Here is a 16,210-nt window from a genome sequence, read left to right as displayed (position 1 = left end):
TCCCATCGAGTGGCGGGACATCAGGTGAAGTCGGCGACGTGGTCCTCGGCCCACTGGCGGAAGGTGCGGCCCGGCTTGCCGAGGAACCGGTCCACGGGCGAGATCGGGTGGGGGTTGTCGACCAGCTGCGCGAACATCTTCAGACGCGCCTCGATCGCCCCCGGTGGGATGCCGACCTCGGCCATCTCCTTGCGCGCCTCGTCGTGGGTGATCTCCTCGAACCGCACCGGCCTGCCGACCGCCTCACCGATGAGGCTGGCCCGGCCCGCGTAGGTGATCGACTCCGGGCCGCTGAACAGCGGCTTCGTCCCGAGCAGATCGTCGGTGAGCAGTGCGCGGGCGCCGACCTCGGCGATGTCCCGCTCGTGCAGCGGGGCGGAGTGCGCGCGGGCGTACGGGCCGCGGGCCACGCCCGTCGTCCTGATCTGCTCGCGCCATTCGAGGGCGGTCACGGCCAGGCCGCCCGCCGGGTGCAGGGCCGTCCACTCCAGGCCGGACTCCTCGATCCGGCGTTCCAGGTCGCGGTGGCGCACGGCGATGAAGTTCTTCGGGTCGTCGTCGAGGGCCGTGTAGGAGGAGAGGGCAACGATGCGCCGGACGCCGTGTTCCCGTGCGCGGCGGATCAGTTCGGCGGGGCCGTCGGGGAAGGCGGCGAGCACGAAGAAGACGGAGTCGATCCCGTCGAGGGGCAAGTCCTCGGTACGGGCCGTCTCCACGCCCTCGGGCAGGCCTGCGCGGGACGGGTCGCGCGTCAGGGCCCGTACCCGCTGTCCCGCGGCCAGCAGCAGATCGACGAGGGGGCGGCCGACGTGCCCGGTCGCGCCGGTGACGAGTATCACGATGAGTCTCCCAAGGGGAACGTTCGGATGTCTGGGGGCAAGCGGTGGCGCGGCCGGTCAGGCCGTGATCCCCCGGGTGTAGCCGAGTGCCGCCGGTTCGAACTGCATGACGGCGTGGCTCGCCACCGAGCGGATGTCGCGCCAGAAGCGCTGGAGCGGGTGGTGGTCCTCCTGGGCGCGGGTGCCGCCGGTGCGCAGGAGCAGGTCGGCCGCATCGGTGAGGAGTTCCAGGGCCAGGGCGGCATCCCGGCGGCTGCGCCGGACCAGAGCCGGGGTCAGCGCCGCGCCGTCGGCGGTGTCGGCGACGCGTTCGACCAGCAGCCGGGCCGCGTCGACGAGGCCCGCGGCGCGGGCGTAGCCGACCTGGTAGGCCTGGGCGGCCTCGGCGCGGGGGCCGCCCGGCGGGACGGAGAGGCCGACCGCCGCGTTCAGGGCGCCGTAGGCCGCGCCGAGGGCGGGCGCGACGAAGGTCAGTCCGTTGACGGCGAGGGTCGGCAGCGGCGGGCCGGGGACGCCGACGGTGCGGCCCTGCATGGCGTCCGCGCGGACACAGGTCCGGTACTCGGGGACGAATGAGTCGTCCAGGACGAGGGTGTGACTGCCGGTGCCACGCATTCCCAGGGAGTGCCACGTGTCGCGGTACGAGAAGTCGGCCCGCGGCACGAGGAAGAACCGGGGTCCGCCCTTGCCCCCGGGGCCGCCCGGGCCACCGCCTCCGGGCCCACCGGACCCAGGGCCGCCGGCCACGGCACCGGCCCCGCCCGCACCCGGCCCCCCGGCAGCGCCCCCGCCCGAACCGGCAGGCCCCGGCATCGCCGGGCCCGCCAGGAGGGCCCAGTCGGCGTATTCGACACCGCTCACGAAGGTCCACTCGCCGGTCAGCCGCCAGCCGCCCTCGGTGGGTTCGGCGGTGCCGAGGGGTTTGTTGACCACGACCACTCGGGCATCGGGGCCGGCTGCCCAGACCTCGGACTGGGCCCGCTCGGGAAGGCAGGCGACGTAGCGAGGGGCGAAGGCGAACAGGGAGGCGAGCCAGGCGGTAGCCGAGCACTCCTCGCCGAGCGCCGCCACGGACCGGGTGAGGTCGGCGAAGGTGCCCGGCTCGCCGCCCTGGCTTCGTGGCACGAACCACCGCGGGAAGCCCGCATCGGTCAGCGCCTGGATCACCTCGGGCTGCACCCGCCGCTCGCTGTCCGCCTTCTCCGCCTGCGCGCCCGCCAGCGCGGCGGCCTCCCGGACGGCCTGCGGCGCAGACCCCAGCGGGGAGGAGCCGTCCGCCAGCAAGTCCCGCCAAACCTCGGTGCGCAGCTCAGCGCTGGTGTCGAAAGTGGTGCGGTGCACGACCGTGCCGTCGGGCGTACGGACCTCCGCCGGTCCGGAGCCGGCGTAGGTCCCGCCGGAGCAGCGGGCCCGGACGACGACATCGACGTGGCCCGGTCGGCCCGCCTCGGGGGCGAGGGTCTCCGTGAAGGCGTACGTGAACCCGCTCTCCGTCGGCTCCCAGGTGCCCCGCCCGGTGCTGATGGGCGTGACCAGGGTCAGCCCGCCGTCCGGGGCGAAGGAGATCGTGAAGGTCTCCGTCTGGTCGTCGTGGACGGCCGTACCGGTCCAGACGCCGACCGGCGTCCGAGGCCCGGAGCCGTCCTGCGCGGGCGTGTCCGGACCGCTGTTCAGAGATGTGGCCATTTCTCATCCCTCCAGAAAACTGAACGTGCACTTATTTCTGATCGCTTGTACATTTCTTGTCCCCCGGCGGATCCGGCGGCAGAGGCCGCCCCACGCGCCGGTCCCGGCCGGGGCCCGCAGCCGCTTCCACAGCGCAGTGGCCGCACAGATCTCACAGACCGCACCGTGATGGGAGAAGCCGTCATGTCCGTCGAAGACAGGCCCGCCGCCGCCAGAGGAGCGACACCTCCCACCTCCGGGCACCAGGGCCTCGCCCTGTTCGTGCTCGCGACTGCCCAGTTGATGATCATCCTGGACAGCACGATCATGAACATCGCGCTGCCCAGCCTCCAGGAGGACCTCGGCATCGACAGTGCCCAGTTGGCCTGGGTCGTCACCGCGTACGTGCTCGCCTTCGGCGGCCTGCTGCTGATCGGCGGCCGGGCGGGCGACATCTTCGGTCGGCTGCGGGTGTTCCGGGTCGGCCTGACCGTGTTCACGCTCGCCTCGTTACTCGGTGGCCTGGCCCCCAACGAGACCGTGCTGATCGCCGCCCGCGCGCTGCAGGGCGCCGCCGGGGCCGTCGTCGCGCCCTCCACACTCGCCCTGATCGTCGCCACCTTCGCCGAAGGCCCCGCCCGCCGCCGGGCCATGGGGGTCTACGGTTCGATGAACGGCGTGGGCTCCACCCTCGGCCTGCTGCTCGGCGGCGTCCTCACCGCCTCCCTGAACTGGCGCTGGGTGCTTCTGGTGAACGTGCCGATCGGTATCGCCGTCCTGGCCGGCACCCGGCTGCTGAAGGACGCCGGCCACAACCCCGGCCGACTCGACGTACGCGGCGCGGTGACCGGCACCATGGGGCTGACCTCACTGGTGTACGGCATCACCCGGGGCGGCGACGAGGGCTGGGGCGACCCGCTGACCATCGGCGCGCTGCTCCTCGGGGCCGTCCTGCTCGGGGTGTTCCTCGCCCTTCAGCGGAGCACCCCGCAGCCGATGATGCCCCTGCGCCTGCTGAAGGACCGCGACCGCGCCGGCTCGTACGCCACCATGATGCTCATCGGGGCGGGCATGTTCGCCATGTACTACTTCCTCACCCTCTACATGCAGCAGATCCTGGGCTGGTCGGCCCTGCGCACCGGTCTGTCCTATCTGCCGCTCAGCCTCGGCATGTTCGTCGCCGGCGGCTTCGTCGCTCCCCGTCTCGCGGCGCGCTTCCCCACCCGCGCGGTGACCGGTCCCGGTCTGGCCCTGTCCGTTCTCGGGGTGCTGTGGCTCGCCACGCTGACCCCGGACTCGTCGTACGCGTTCCATCTGGCGCCCGCGATGCTGGTGACCTCGCTGGGGCTCGGCCTGTGCTTCGTCCCCCTGACCATCCGGGTCGTCGGCAGTGTCGACCCGCGGGACACGGGCATCGCCTCGGGGGTTCTGCAGACCACCACGCAGGTCGGCGGCGCCCTGGGCCTGTCGCTTCTGCCGGGCATCGCCGCCGGTGCGGCCGACGACCGGCTCCCGGCAGCCTCCGAGTCGTTCTTCCGGGCCGTGGCCGAGGACGACGGCACCCTGCGGGCGCGGGCGGCCGACGCCCTGACCCACGGGTACGGACAGGCGTTCCTGGTCGTGGCGTGCCTCTACGCAGTGGCCATGGTGACGGTTCTGGCCGCCGTGACCGCCCGGAAGTCCCGGCAGTCCTAGGTTGGAAGTCGGTGTGAGCACGCGAGAAGGAGGGGTCCACCGTGAAACACAGCCTTGAGGAGAGCCGGCGCGGGCGGACCGGGCAGGCCGCGCCGGCTCTGCCCCGGCCCGACGGCAAGGGCGACCGCACCCGGCGCCGCATCCTCCTGGCAGCACGCAGGACCTTCGCCCAGTACGGCTACGAGCGGGCGACGATCCGGCTGATCGCCGATGCAGCCCAGGCGCACAAGTCGTCGGTCATGCAGTACTTCGGGACGAAGGAGCAACTCTTCAAGGAGGCCGTGAGCTTCGAGATCCCCATCGACGAGCTGACCACCCCCGACCCCGCCTCGACCGCCGAGAACTACCTGCGGACCATGCTGGGCCGGTGGGCGTCGAGTCCGGACAGCCCGATGGCCGTCCTCGTCCGGACCAGCATGACCAGCGAGGCGGCCGCGGAGGAACTGCGCACCCTGGTGACCACCCAGTCCGTGGACGCCATCGCCGAACACATCGACCTGCCCGACGCCCGGATCCGGGCTGGCCTGTTCTCGGTGATGATGCTGGGCATCGCCAGCGGCCGCTATCTGCTGCGCGTGCCGGACGTGAGCGAGCCGGATCTGGAGGACGTGGTGCGGGTGGCGGCACCGGTGATCCGCGCGCTGATCTCCGGCGAGCCGGAAGGCACGGGGTGCGCGGAAGCGGCCCTCGGGCCCGCGGAGGAGGAAGAGGGAGAGGGAGGGGAAGAGGGCGCGTGCGATGGAGGCTGAGGGGGCCTCATACGCGCGCCGTTGTTCCGTGCATGGCTTCCAGGCGGCGCAGGGCAGCCGTCCAGGTCGCCCAGCAGTCGCCGCGTTCCGTCGGCAGCATGCACACCACCTCGGTGGCGCCGGAGCGTACCGAGCGGTGACGGCGGGCCGGAGCCGACAGGGAGTTGCCCGGGCCCGACTCGACCAGGACGTACGCACCGTCGTCGAGGAGTCCTGCCAGCGCCTGCCAGTACAGCACCGGCTCGGCCATCTGTCGGGCCCAGAACGCCGGGTCGACCGCGTCCTCAGCCCGGACCAGCCGGCCGGTGCGGGCGGAGCGGACCGGAATCCTCGGCGGGGCTGGCGACTCGGCGGCGACGGCCTCCTCGAAGACGAGCGCGGCCTCGTCGAGCACCGGCGAGTGGAACGGCTCACGGGCCCGCACCCGCCGTGTCACCAGCCCGGCGTCCCTGAGGGTGCGGTCGACGGCGCCGAGCAGCGCCTCCGGGCCCGCCAGCACGGTCTGCGCGGGGGCGTTGACCGCGCCGACGACGACGCCCCGCTCGACGAGGTCCGGATCCAACCGGGACTCCACGTCCTCGGGAGTGGCGGCGACCGCGAGCAGTCCCCCGGCGGGCGCGGTCGCCAGGACCCGGCAGCGGGCCAGCATGATGCGGGCCGCTCCCGGCAGGTCGAACACTCCGGCCAGGGTGGCCGCCGCGAGTTCGCCGACGCTGTGTCCGAGCAGCACGCCGGGCCGCAGCCCGCGCCGCTGGAGCAACAGGCCCACCGCGTAGCCGACGGCGAAGAGCAGCGGCTGGGCGCGCCGCCCCGCGTCGATGGGCAGGACGGGGTGCGCCCCCAGCCAGTCGGCCCGGATTCGCCGCCCCTCCTCCCCCATCAACTCCAGGAACTCATCGACGATCATCCGGAAATCGGGCTCCCGCTCGTACAACGGCGCGGCCATCCGGGCGTACTGGGCACCCTGCCCCGGCAACAGCAGGGCGACGGGGCGTTCGCCTCCGCGGTAGTCGTCATCGGTCATCGGTCATCTCCTGAAGGGTCATCTGCGCCAGCTGCGGGACGGGTTGAACAGGGCCTGTCGTTCCGGACGGCGCCAACGGACGCGGGAGCGGTCCGGCGGGCCGGGGTCGGCCCCCGCGCGGGACAGCGCCGCCAGGAGGACCGCGGTCACCGCGGCGATCTCCTCCGGGGTGGCACTGCCCTGTACGACCCGCAGCGAACGCTCGGCGCTCACTGCGGCGGGTTGCCGTGCTTGCGGTGCGGCAGCTCGGCGTGTTTGGCGTGGAGCATCGCCAGGGAGGCGATGAGGACCTGCCGAGTGCGGGCCGGGTCGATGACCTCGTCGACCAGACCCCGCTCGGCCGCGTAGTACGGGTGCATCAGCTCGGCCTTGTACTCCTTGACCTTGCGGGCCCGCATGGCCTCCGGGTCGTCGGCCTCGGCGATCTGGCGGCGGAAGATGACGTTGGCCGCACCCTCCGCGCCCATGACGGCGATCTCGTTGGTCGGCCAGGCGTAGGTGAGGTCGGCACCGATGGACTGGCTGTCCATGACGATGTACGCACCTCCGTAGGCCTTGCGCAGGATCAGCGAGATCCTCGGCACGGTCGCGTTGCAGTAGGCGTAGAGCAGCTTGGCGCCGTGGCGGATGATGCCGCCGTGCTCCTGGTCCACGCCGGGGAGGAACCCGGGGACGTCCAGGAGGGTGACGATCGGGATGTTGAACGCGTCGCACATCTGCACAAAACGTGCGCCCTTTTCCGACGCGTGGATGTCCAGGACACCTGCCAGGCTCTGCGGCTGGTTGGCGACGATGCCGACGACGTGGCCGTCCAGCCGGGCCAGCGCGCAGATCAGGTTGCGTGCCCAGCGCTCGTGGACTTCCAGGTAGTCGCCGTCGTCGACGATCTCCTCGATGACCTTGGCCATGTCGTAGGGCCGGTTGCCGTCCTCCGGCACCAGGGTCAGCAGGGACTCCGTCAGCCGGTCGGCGGGGTCGTCGCAGAAGACCGAGGGCGGGTTCTCCCGGTTGTTGGGCGGCAGGAGGGAGAGCAGGTGACGCACGTCCGCGATGCAGGTCTCCTCGTCGTCGTACGCGAAGTGACAGACACCGGAGGCCTCGGCGTGCACGTCCGCGCCGCCCAGGCCGTTCTGGGTGATCTCCTCGCCGGTGACCGCCTTGACGACGTCCGGGCCGGTGATGAACATCTGGGACGTCTCTCGGACCATGAACACGAAGTCGGTCAGCGCCGGCGAGTACGCCGCACCGCCCGCACAGGGACCCAGCATCACCGAGATCTGCGGGATCACCCCGCTCGCCTTCGTGTTGCGCTGGAAGATGCCGCCGTAGCCGGCGAGCGCCGAGACGCCCTCCTGGATACGGGCACCCGCGCCGTCGTTCAGCGACACCAGGGGCGAGCCCGCAGCCAGCGCCATGTCCATGATCTTGTGGATCTTCGTGGCGTGGGCCTCGCCCAGGGCGCCGCCGAAGATGCGGAAGTCATGGGCGTAGACGAAGACCGTCCGGCCCTCCACCGTGCCCCACCCGGTGATCACACCGTCGGTGTACGGCTTCTTGGCCTCCAGGCCGAAGCCCGTGGCCCGGTGCCGGCGCAGGGACTCGACCTCGTGGAAGGACCCATCGTCGAGCAGCAGTTCGATGCGCTCCCGGGCGGTCAGTTTCCCCTTGGCCTTCTGTGCCTGGGTCGCCTGCTCGCTGGGGCCGCGCAGGACCTGCTCCCGCAGTGCGTGGAGTTCGGCCACTCGGGCAAGCATGTCAGGCCGCTCCTTCGGTTCGCAGGACGGCTTCCACGGTCTGCTGCACCTGCTGGGCGTCGCCGGTGCGCAAGGTGGTCACGCCCGGCGCGATCCGCCCGCACAGACCGCTGAGCGCCTTGCCTGGCCCGACCTCGACGAAGCGGTCCACGCCGTCGGCGGTCATCCGGCGGACCACGTCGGTCCACAGCACCCGGCCGGTGAGCTGTCCCAGCAGGAGTTGCTTCGCGTGCTCGCCGTCGGTGACCAAGACTCCGTTGCTGCCGGAGTAGACGGGCACCTCGGGGGCGCGGAACGGGACGTCGTCGAGCGCCGCGGCGAACGCGTCGGCGACCCGGCCCATGAGGCTGCAGTGCGCGGGGCCGCCGATGCGCAGCGCGACCACCCGGTCCGCCCCGGCCCCGCCGACGAGGTCACAGAGCCGGTCCACGCCGGCGACCTGCCCGGAGACCACCACCTGGGTGGGGTCGTTGTGGTTGGCGATCTCCACCACGTCACCGGTCTCCGCCGCGGCCCGCAGGCACAGCTCCTCGACCTGGTACAGCGTCAGGCCCACGACGGCGGCCATCCGGCCCGGCACCTGCTCAGTGACCGAGGTCATGAGCTCACCGCGGATGCGCACCAGCCGCAGCGCATCCCGCCAGTCGAGGACGCCCGCACACACCAGCGCGGAGACCTCGCCGAGGCTGTGGCCGGCCACGGCGTCCGGAGCGAGGCCGTGGCGCCGCAGCACGTCGAACGCGGCCACGCTGCACAGCAGCATGGCGGGCTGGGTGATCCGCATGTCGGCCAGCGCGGCGGCCGGCCCTTCCCAGCACAGGGCGGAGAACGGGAAGCCGAGGATGTCGTCGGCGGGCGCGTAGTACGTGTCCCGCAGGTGCGGCCACTGTTTGACGAGGTCGAGACCCATGCCGACCCGTTGCGAGCCCTGGCCGGGGAACACGAAGGCGGTTCTGCCCATGGGAATCCCTTCTTCCTTGTCGGGGTGCCGGGCCCGGCTCACAGGAGGGTGCCGCCGGTGGCGTCGAGGAAGGCGCCGGTGATCCAGCGGGCGTCATCGGAGGCGAGGAAGGCCACCACGCCGGCGATGTCCGTGGGCCGGCCCACCCGGCCGAACGCGGACAGCTGCGCCATGAACTCCACCGCCTGCGGGTTGGCGAAGATCTCGCCGCCGTTGTCGGTGATGCCGGGGGCGACGCTGTTCACGGTGATGCCGCGGCCGGCGAAGTGCTTGGCGTAGTGGCGCGCCAGGGTCTCCACGGCGCCCTTCGTCATCGCGTACGCGATCTCCTCGGGGTTGGCGAAGCGGGTGAGCCCGGAGGAGATGTTGATGATCCTGCCGCCGTCGCGCATGTTCTGCACGGCCCGCTGGATCACGAAGAAGGGGGCCTTGGCGTTGACCGCGACCAGCCGGTCGAAGAGGTCGGTAGTGGTCTCCTCGGGGGTGACGCCGCCCATGATGCCCGCGTTGTTGACGACGATGTCGAGCTCGATGCCGCCGGTGTGCTCCTTCAGCCCTTCCTCGACGCCCTCGAACAGGGCGTCGACGTCGCCGGGCACACCGAAGGTGGCGCGCACCGGGAAGGCCCGGCCGCCCGCCGCCCTGATGCCGGTGACGGTCTCCTCGGCCGCCTCCTTGTTCCGGGCGTAGTGCACGGCGACCAGCGCGCCCTCCGCGGCCAGCCGCTCGGCGACGGCTCGTCCGATACCCCGGCTCGCGCCGGTGACCAGGGCAGTCTTGTTCACCAGGGTTCCCACGTCATTCCTCCTGAAGGTCGTTCGGGTCACGGGGGTGGAGCCTTCGGGGCGGGGGCTGCCCGACACGGTGCCGGGTACGGAGGCGGTGACAGAGGCCCCGGCGGAGGCGGGGCGCGGCCGAGGCTCGCCGAACCAGTGCCGCAGCGCCCTCACGAATCCGTCAGCCGTACCGGGCTCGGACGTGGACGCCGTTCGTGCCCACACCGTGTGTCCGTCCGGACGCACCAAGAGAGCACGGACCCCGGCGAGGGGGCCGTCCGCCGGGGCGTGTGCGGCCACCACGCGCACCCGGTCCGCCCAGCGCGCTGCCCGAGCCCTCAGCTCCGCGTGGCCGGGCGCGTCCGGGGCGAGGTCGAGCAGCAACCCCCGGGCCGCGTGGAGCAGTTGTGAGGTGGAGATGTCCGTGCCGAGGCCGGTGCCGAGTTCAGTGAGCGGCAGCCGGGCGCCCAGCCAGGGCGGGTCGGAATCTCCCTCCGGCTGGCGGACGTCCAGGCCGCTGATCATGTCCGCGAGCAGCGCTCCGGCGGAGTCGTACCGCAGCAGTTCACCCAGCACCGCGCGCAGGGCGTCCGTCTCCTCGCCGCCGAGGAGGATCGAGGCCTGGGCCGCGATGTTGCCGAGGACACGGCGTCCGATTCGGTGCCGTTCGTCGTGGTAGGTGTCGAGCAGCGCGGGCGGAGCCCAGCCGCGGACCTCGGCGGCCAGTTTCCAGCCCAGATTCACCGCGTCCTGGAGGCCGAGGTTGAGGGCCTGGCCGCCGACCGGCAGCTGTGCGTGGGCGGCGTCCCCGGCGAGCAGTACCCGGCCCTGCCGGTAGTGTGCGGCCTGCCGGCCGGCGTCGCCGAAGGCGTTTACCCACAGCGGTGTGCCGCCGGAGATGTCCTCGCCGGTGACCTCCCGCCACACCGTGGCGATCTCCGCGAACTCCGGTTCCCCGACGCGGACTCCGGCCGGCCGCCCGAAGCGGTGGACCATCACCCGGGTCACTCCGTCGGGGCGGCGGCCCGCGATCGCAAGGCCCTTGGGCAACCGTTCGAAGCGGCGGTCCGAGATGTCGACGCCCGCGACGTCCGCGCGCAGCAGTTCCCGGGTGGCGTCATGACCCGGGAACGCGATGCCGGCGAGCCGCCGTACGGCGCTGTCCTCACCGTCGCAGCCGACGGCGTACCGGCCGGTCAGCCGGATTGTGCCGCGCCTTGCCCGGGCCGTGGCCTCGATGCCGTCCGCCGACTGCCGTAGAGCGGTGACCTCGTGGCCCGTACGCACGTCAGCGCCCAGTCCGGTCGCCCACTCCAGCAGCAGCTCCCGCAGCCGGGTCTGGGGCACTTTCCACTGGCCGGCGTACGGGCTGTCGGTGGCGCCCAGGCCGAGCGGGAGGCCGCCGAAGTGGCCGCGCGGTTCGTTCGGGGGCAGTTGCGGGCCCAGGTGTTCCAGGAGGCCGCGCTGGTCGAGGAGTTCCATGGTGCGGGCGTGCAGGGTGGTCGCGCGAGACTCCTGGGACGGTTCGGTGAGCCGTTCCAGGACAGTCACCTCGGCGCCGCCGAGGCGCAGTTCTCCCGCGAGCAGCAGACCCACCGGGCCGCCGCCGACGACGATCACCTGTGCGGTCACGGTCTCACTCCCACGGTCGTGCCCGTCGCCTCGCGGCGGGCGGCGAAGTCCAGCGCCTCTCGCCAGCCGGCGCGGCGACGCAGCATGTGCCGGTACTTGGCGGTGTCCCTGCGCCGGTCCACCAGAAGCACCCCGGTGAGCCGGTCCCGGGCGCCGAGCAGCGCCACGAAACGGTGGCCGTCGACGTCGCCGAAGATCTCGGTGTGTTCGGCGTCCGGCACGCCGAGGAACTGGATCCGCACCCCGTACCAGTCCGACCAGAAGTAGGGGACGGTGGCGCAGGTCTCGCTCGCGCCGAGAGCATTGCGGGCGGCGATCGCGCCCTGTTCGGCGGCGCTGCTCCAGTGCTCCAGGCGCATCTCCCGCTCGAACAACGGGTTGTACCAGCGAGCGGCGTCGCCCGCCGCGTGGATCCCCGGCAGGGAGGCGGCGAGGTCCGGACCGCACACCACGCCGTCGTCGAGCCGCAGTCCGGACCCGGCGAGCCAGTCGACGGCCGGCTGCGCGCCGACCCCGGCGACGACCAGGTCGGCGTCGAGCGCGGTGTCGTCGGAGAGCACCACCCGGTCGGGCCACACCTCGGCGACGTCGATGCCGCAGCGCAGCCGGGCACCGTGCGCGGTGTGCATCCGGGAGAGCAGCGGACCCAGCTCCGGGCCAACGGCGCGGGCCAGCGGGGCGGGTGACGCATCGACCAGGGTGGTCTCGGCCCCCCGGCCGCGGGCCGCCGAGGCCACCTCGGCGCCGATGAACCCGGCGCCCACCACCACGACCCGGCGGGCGTCGGCCAAGCGCCGGCGCAGTGCGCGGGCGTCACCCACCGTGCGCAGGCTCAGTACGCCGCTCCGCTCCTGGGCGGCAGGCAGCCGCCTGGGCCGTACACCGGTCGCGACGATCAGCCGGTCGTACGGCATCTGCCGGCCGCCCACCTGCACGGTGCGGGCCTCGGCGTCGAGCCGCTCGGCGGGCGCGCCCAGCAGCAGCCGGACGCCCAACTGATCGGTGAGATCCACCCGTTCGCGGTAGTGCGGGACGGGAGGGTCGATGTCCGGGTGGTCCAGGAAGGACTTGGAGAGCACCGTGCGGTCGTACGGCAGGTGCTCCTCCGCGCCGATCAGGGTGATCTCGCCGGTGAAGCCGGCCGCGCGCGCCGCCTCCACCGCGCGCAGGCCGGCCAGCGACGCGCCGACCACGACGAGTCGGCGTATTTCCTGGTGGGCCGTCACCGGCTTCTCCTGAAAAGGGTGTTGCGCAAGACCCTCAGCAGCAACCGGGGGCGCAGCAGCGCGGTGCCCGGGTCGGCCAGGGACAGCACCCGGATGAGGGCGTGGCTGACCATGGCGTCCCGTGCGGCGGCCCGCTGCACCAGACCGCTGTACGCCTGGGTGAACCGGGTCTTCGGGGTACGGCGGCCCTCGACTCCCGGGAACCGCAGGTCGTTCACGAGGTTCGCTTCCCAGCAGGGGCCGATGGCCTGCCGGGCGAGGTCGCGAAGAAACGGCAGGGGACGCGGTTCGGCCCCGGCGCGCAGATGGCTGCGCAGGGTCAGGGCGCTCAGGGCGGCCATCGTCATGCCCTGCGCGTACACCGGGTTGAAGCTGCACACCGCGTCCCCGACGAGCAGCAGGCCGTCGGGGAAGCGGGACAGCTTCTCGTAGCGGCGGCGCACACTCGCCGGGAAGCGGTGCGCCACCGGATCACCCAGCGGCTCGGCCTGCTGGGTCAGCTCGTACAGGTCGGGCACCGGCAGGGACTTGGCGTACGCCTCGAACTCGCCGGGGTCGGTGGGCGGCATGTCGCCGAGCACCCCGTTGACGGTGAGCTGGATGCGGCCCTGCTCGATCTGGGCGCAGATCCCGCCCCGCGGGTTCTCCGGCGAGGCGATGACGATGATCGCCTGCCCGTCGTAACGGGCCCCCGGCCGCACACGGTACTCGCGGGTCGCGTACCCGACGCCGATCTCCAGCCGGTCCTCCTCGACCTGCGGATAGCCGAGCGCGGTGAGCCAGGACGGGGTGCGGGTGCCCCGGCCCATCGCGTCGACGACGAGGTCGGCGCCGATCTCCCGCTCGGTGCCGCCCGGTGCACGGTCGCGGACCCTGGCCCCGGCGACCCGGCCGTGGCCGGGTGCGGTGGTCAGCGCGGTGACCTCATGGCCCTCCAGGAGGGTCACCCCGGGCAGCTCCCGCACCCGGGCGCGGATGCGGGACTCCAGGAAGGGGCGGCTGGAGGCCACCGTCACCAGGGTGCTGGGGGCCTTCTTCAGCAGCCGGCCGCCGAAGAACCAGTCACCGCGCGCCACGGTGTCCTCGACCGGCGCGCCGTCCGCGGCCATCCTTTCGGTGAAGCCGGGGAACAGATCTTCCAGGACCTGCTGGCCCCGGGGCGACAGACCATGGATCTGCCGCCCCTGCGGGACCCCGCGGCGTGGCCCCGGTCCCTCGGACAGTTCGTCGCGGTCGACCACGGTCACCCGTGTGTACGCCTCCGCCAGCGCCCGCGCGGCCAGCAGCCCCGCGATGCTGCCGCCCAGCACCAGGGCGTGGTCGCCGACCCGGTCCGCCATGGCGGTCACCTCCTCGCTTCGCGTGTGTGATTTCCTGGCCCCTTGGGCCCGTTGTGCCCGACGGCCCCGGTCAGCCAGCCTGGGAGTGGTCCAAGCGCCACAGCGCGCCGACGGGGCAGACCCGCACCGCCCGTTCGGCGGCCGGTTCCTGTCCGGAGGGAATCTCGGCGGACGGGTCGTAGAGCACGAGGAGATCGCCCTCGTCGTCGAGCCGGAACAGCTCCGGCGCGGCCTCCTCACACAGGCCGTGCCCCTCGCACCGGCCGAATTCGACGGACAGCTTCATGTGTCGGTGGCTCCTCGTGTCATGTGCCGGCGCTCCTCGCGCCGTGCGGCGGCCGCGCGTTCAGGCGTGCAGCACAACGGGCAGGGTCTCGATGCCGCGGATGGTGTTGTGCAACCGCCAGGTCGGCACCCCGACCTCGATCCGTCGCACCTTGCGCAGCAGCGCGTCCATCAGCGACTTACCCTCCAGCCGGGACAGCGCCTGGCCCACACAGCCGTGGATGCCGTGTCCGAAGCCGAGGTGCTCGGCGGCGTCGGGGCGGGTGATGTCGAAGGTCTCCGGGTCGTCCCAGTGCCGTTCGTCGCGGTTGGCGGAGCCGTACAGCAGCAGCATCCGTGAGCCGGCCTTCAGCTCGGCACCGCCGAGGACCCGGTCCCTGGTCAGCAGCCTGGTGAAGCCGCGCAGCGGGGACTCGCGCCGGACGATCTCGTTGAACGCGTTGCCCGCCAGGGACGGTTCGGCCTTCAGCAGGTCCCACTGGCCGGGGTGCTCACCGAACAGCCACAGCATGCTGGAGAGCGCGCTGACCGAGGTGTCCATCGAGGGGGCGAGGAAGTCGCCGAGCAGGGCTGGCAGCAGTTCGTTGGCGATCTTCCCGGCCTGGGCGTCCGCGACGAGCTGCGCGCCCCAGGAGCCGGGCCGCAGATTGCCCGGCACCGACATCCGGTACAGAAACTCGCCCATCTCCTTCAGCAGCGGGAACCCTGCCACGGTGCGCTCGTTGAGCGGGCCGAAGGCGTTGAAGCCGGCCGCCGCCCAGTCGAGGAGCCGCTCCCGGCCCTCCTCGACCGGCCAGCCCAGCAGGTCGGGCACGATGGCCAGCGGGAACGCCTGCCCGAAGTCGGTGACGGCGTCGAACTCCCCGCGCTCGATCAGCTCGTCGACGAGCCGGTTCGCCCAGTCCGCCACGTACCCCTGCACCTCGCGCAGCGCCTTCGGGGTCAGATGGCGGGCGACCAGGCCCCGCACCAGGTCGTGATAGGGCGGGTCACTGGTGAGGCTGCTGCCGTGCTGGGCCTTGTTCAGTTGCTCGGTGACACCGACGCCCTCGCCGGAGATGAACGACTCGTGGTCGTGCAGCGCCTCGTAGACCTCCTGGTAGCGGGCGGCGGCCCACACGCCGTACTGGTCGAGACGGACCACGGGCCCCAGGTCGCGCAGGGCGCGGTAGGCGTCGTAGGGATTCAGGATCGACTCGTCGGTATACGGGTCGATGTCGGACTCTGGTATCTGGGTCGACAGCATGAGGGGACTCCTGGTGAAAGAACTCCTGATGAAGGGCTGGGGCCGCGGCGGATCAGCGGCGGCTCTCGGCGTACGCCTTCGCGTGGCCGAGGGTGGCGCGGCTGTTGCCGCTGAGCGCCGTGCGGACCAATTCGCGCGCCTCGGCGAGGCCGGCGTCGGGACCCAGGACCGAGGCGATGTTCGCGGTGTTGATCGCCACCGTGTGCTGCGAGGTGGCGCGTACGCCGTCAGCGTGCTCCTCCAGGAGCCAGTAGCCGGTGTGCAGGGTCATCAGGGCCGGCAGGGTGGTCTGCTTGTAGACGATCCGCTGGTGCGGGAAGCAGACGCGGACGGAGACGGTCGTGTGGGTCGAGCCGTCCTTGGTGCGGGTGTCCATCTCCAGGGTCTGCAGGCCGGGCGCCGGTTCACCGAGCCGGACGGAGGCGACGTGCGGCAGCCGCTCCTGCCAGAGGTTCGCCTCGTTGAGGAAGTCGTAGACGTCCTTGGCGGATCCGTCGATCTGCACGCTGTCCTCGAACGACAGCAGGACCCCGCTGTCCCCGGCGACCAGTTCCACGTTGGCCTTGAGGGCGGCCAGCTCCGTCCGGGAGTTGCGGTCCACCGCCCGGTCGATCCAGGCGAGCGCCTCGGGGTCGTCGTCGACCGCCCGGTAGTCGTGCAGCAGCCGGACCCGGCTGGTGTCGGCGGACAGTTCCTCGATGATCCAGCTGCCGCCCATGGCGGCGACCGGGGGCGCGGAGACCTCCTGCCGGAAGTCGATGCGCAGCGCGTCCGGGTGGAGGGTGCGGCGCGAGGTCCAGTTCTTGGGCTCGCCGTTGGCGGTGGCCCAGATGCGTATGCGTTCGTCGGCGCCGTCCTGTTCGAGCTGCTCGGCGTGGACGGTCGGGGGGAAGATCCGCGGCCAGTTCGCCACGTCGGCGATGAGCCGGTGGACGGCGGCTGCCGGGGCGGACACGGTGATCTCGTGTTCGACCTCGCGCGGGCCCTGCTGTGACATGGGGTTCGACTCCTCGTGGGA

14 protein-coding genes are annotated in these 16,210 nt (G+C 72.4%); 2 read left to right on the top strand and 12 right to left on the bottom strand.

What is annotated here, in order from left to right; genetic code table 11:
• Positions 1–20: 20 nt before the first annotated feature.
• Positions 21–839, bottom strand: coding sequence for an NAD(P)H-binding protein (locus V8690_RS32360; RefSeq protein WP_338783631.1), 819 nt, complete (start codon positions 837–839; stop codon positions 21–23).
• 57 nt (positions 840–896) lie between these two features.
• On the bottom strand, positions 897–2,525 hold the full coding sequence (locus tag V8690_RS32355; protein WP_338783630.1) for a hypothetical protein: 1,629 nt from the start codon (positions 2,523–2,525) through the stop codon (positions 897–899).
• Positions 2,526–2,708: 183 nt separating this feature from the next.
• On the opposite strand from V8690_RS32355, the gene V8690_RS32350 reads away from it, so the two are divergent.
• Both V8690_RS32350 and V8690_RS32345 read left to right on the top strand, forming a co-directional pair.
• Positions 2,709–4,199, top strand: coding sequence for an MFS transporter (locus V8690_RS32350; protein WP_338783629.1), 1,491 nt, complete (start codon positions 2,709–2,711; stop codon positions 4,197–4,199).
• 41 nt (positions 4,200–4,240) lie between these two features.
• Positions 4,241–4,948, top strand: coding sequence for a TetR family transcriptional regulator (locus V8690_RS32345; RefSeq protein ID WP_338783627.1), 708 nt, complete (start codon positions 4,241–4,243; stop codon positions 4,946–4,948).
• Positions 4,949–4,955: 7 nt separating this feature from the next.
• Here the strand turns inward: V8690_RS32345 and V8690_RS32340 are convergent, their stop codons facing one another.
• The 10 genes from V8690_RS32340 to V8690_RS32295 all read right to left on the bottom strand — a co-directional run bounded on the left by V8690_RS32340 (position 4,956) and on the right by V8690_RS32295 (position 16,189).
• A complete protein-coding gene (locus tag V8690_RS32340) occupies positions 4,956–5,972 on the bottom strand; it encodes an acyltransferase domain-containing protein (protein WP_338783626.1) in 1,017 nt (338 codons plus the stop codon).
• Positions 5,973–5,990: 18 nt separating this feature from the next.
• Positions 5,991–6,185, bottom strand: coding sequence for an acyl-CoA carboxylase epsilon subunit (locus tag V8690_RS32335; protein WP_338783625.1), 195 nt, complete (start codon positions 6,183–6,185; stop codon positions 5,991–5,993).
• Positions 6,182–7,726, bottom strand: a complete 1,545-nt coding sequence (locus tag V8690_RS32330) for an acyl-CoA carboxylase subunit beta (RefSeq protein ID WP_338783624.1) — start codon at positions 7,724–7,726, stop codon at positions 6,182–6,184. The genes V8690_RS32335 and V8690_RS32330 overlap by 4 nt, the downstream gene beginning before the upstream one ends.
• A 1-nt stretch (position 7,727) precedes the next feature.
• Positions 7,728–8,687: an ACP S-malonyltransferase gene (gene fabD, locus V8690_RS32325; protein ID WP_338783622.1), complete on the bottom strand. Its 960-nt coding sequence runs from the start codon at positions 8,685–8,687 to the stop codon at positions 7,728–7,730.
• 38 nt (positions 8,688–8,725) lie between these two features.
• Positions 8,726–11,095 carry an SDR family oxidoreductase gene (locus tag V8690_RS32320; RefSeq protein WP_338783621.1) on the bottom strand — a complete coding sequence of 790 codons (2,370 nt, stop codon included), beginning with the start codon at positions 11,093–11,095 and terminating at the stop codon, positions 8,726–8,728.
• Positions 11,092–12,321, bottom strand: a complete 1,230-nt coding sequence (locus V8690_RS32315) for an FAD-dependent oxidoreductase (RefSeq protein ID WP_338783620.1) — start codon at positions 12,319–12,321, stop codon at positions 11,092–11,094. The genes V8690_RS32320 and V8690_RS32315 overlap by 4 nt, the downstream gene beginning before the upstream one ends.
• Positions 12,318–13,661 carry an FAD-dependent monooxygenase gene (locus V8690_RS32310; RefSeq protein ID WP_338783619.1) on the bottom strand — a complete coding sequence of 448 codons (1,344 nt, stop codon included), beginning with the start codon at positions 13,659–13,661 and terminating at the stop codon, positions 12,318–12,320. Before V8690_RS32310 ends, V8690_RS32315 begins: the two co-directional genes overlap by 4 nt.
• A gap of 70 nt (positions 13,662–13,731) precedes the next feature.
• Complete coding sequence (locus V8690_RS32305) at positions 13,732–13,947, bottom strand: ferredoxin (protein ID WP_338783618.1); 216 nt, start codon at positions 13,945–13,947, stop codon at positions 13,732–13,734.
• 60 nt (positions 13,948–14,007) lie between these two features.
• Positions 14,008–15,192: a cytochrome P450 gene (locus V8690_RS32300; RefSeq protein ID WP_338783617.1), complete on the bottom strand. Its 1,185-nt coding sequence runs from the start codon at positions 15,190–15,192 to the stop codon at positions 14,008–14,010.
• Between the two features lie 52 nt (positions 15,193–15,244).
• A complete protein-coding gene (locus tag V8690_RS32295; protein ID WP_338783616.1) occupies positions 15,245–16,189 on the bottom strand; it encodes an aromatase/cyclase in 945 nt (314 codons plus the stop codon).
• Positions 16,190–16,210: the final 21 nt, after the last annotated feature.

Origin of the sequence: Streptomyces sp. DG1A-41, from assembly GCF_037055355.1 — a bacterium.
Classification (GTDB): domain Bacteria; phylum Actinomycetota; class Actinomycetes; order Streptomycetales; family Streptomycetaceae; genus Streptomyces.
This window is presented reverse-complemented; position numbering and strand designations above follow the sequence as displayed.

Bases quoted from the DNA above. Each gene is read 5' to 3' on its own strand.
- V8690_RS32355 (WP_338783630.1), bottom strand. From the start codon at position 2,525: ATGGCCACATCTCTGAACAGCGGTCCGGACACGCCCGCGCAGGACGGC.
- V8690_RS32350 (WP_338783629.1), top strand. From the start codon at position 2,709: ATGTCCGTCGAAGACAGGCCCGCCGCCGCCAGAGGAGCGACACCTCCC.
- V8690_RS32340 (WP_338783626.1), bottom strand. From the start codon at position 5,972: ATGACCGATGACGACTACCGCGGAGGCGAACGCCCCGTCGCCCTGCTG.
- V8690_RS32330 (WP_338783624.1), bottom strand. From the start codon at position 7,726: ATGCTTGCCCGAGTGGCCGAACTCCACGCACTGCGGGAGCAGGTCCTG.
- fabD (WP_338783622.1), bottom strand. From the start codon at position 8,687: ATGGGCAGAACCGCCTTCGTGTTCCCCGGCCAGGGCTCGCAACGGGTC.
- V8690_RS32310 (WP_338783619.1), bottom strand. From the start codon at position 13,661: ATGGCGGACCGGGTCGGCGACCACGCCCTGGTGCTGGGCGGCAGCATC.
- V8690_RS32305 (WP_338783618.1), bottom strand. From the start codon at position 13,947: ATGAAGCTGTCCGTCGAATTCGGCCGGTGCGAGGGGCACGGCCTGTGT.
- V8690_RS32300 (WP_338783617.1), bottom strand. From the start codon at position 15,192: ATGCTGTCGACCCAGATACCAGAGTCCGACATCGACCCGTATACCGAC.
- V8690_RS32295 (WP_338783616.1), bottom strand. From the start codon at position 16,189: ATGTCACAGCAGGGCCCGCGCGAGGTCGAACACGAGATCACCGTGTCC.